The following is a 425-nucleotide window of genomic DNA, read 5'->3' as shown; positions in this document are numbered from 1 at the left end:
CTCGATCGCAATTTCAGGCGCAAAATCGATGATGTCAACTTCGCCGCCGTCTAAGCTGCTGGCATTGAACACCACCAAGTCAGGATAGCGAACCGTCGTTCTGCCGTTCTGCTTTTGGGTTTTGACGCCGACATCCGTGCGGCCTGTTTCCCACTGCAACCCCAGTCGCTCAATCTCCCGCTTGAAGCACTCCTCCAAAAATTGAGCAATTCGACGATGCAAGCGAATGGCAGGCGGCATTTCGACTAGCGCCCCATCGTCAAATTCATAGCGAGTATCAGAGCCGTCGTCATAGGTCAAATACTCCTCAAACGTCAATCGCTGCTGTGTTGCTGTCATGGCGATCGCCCTTGCTTTGTCTCTTCGTTGTAGCTCTAATCTGAGTCCTGATGCGGCATTTCAGCCCATTCTTCAGGGCTGATCTT

At 52.2% G+C, this 425-nt stretch carries 1 protein-coding gene; it reads right to left on the bottom strand.

Features of this window, described 5'->3' with window-relative positions:
* Positions 1-339 (bottom strand): Uma2 family endonuclease (locus D7Y13_RS43490; RefSeq protein WP_208734679.1); only part of this gene is annotated, 339 nt, incomplete at its 3' end.
* Positions 340-425: the final 86 nt, after the last annotated feature.

The organism is Corallococcus praedator (assembly GCF_003612125.1).
GTDB classification, from domain to species: domain Bacteria; phylum Myxococcota; class Myxococcia; order Myxococcales; family Myxococcaceae; genus Corallococcus; species Corallococcus praedator.
This window is presented reverse-complemented; position numbering and strand designations above follow the sequence as displayed.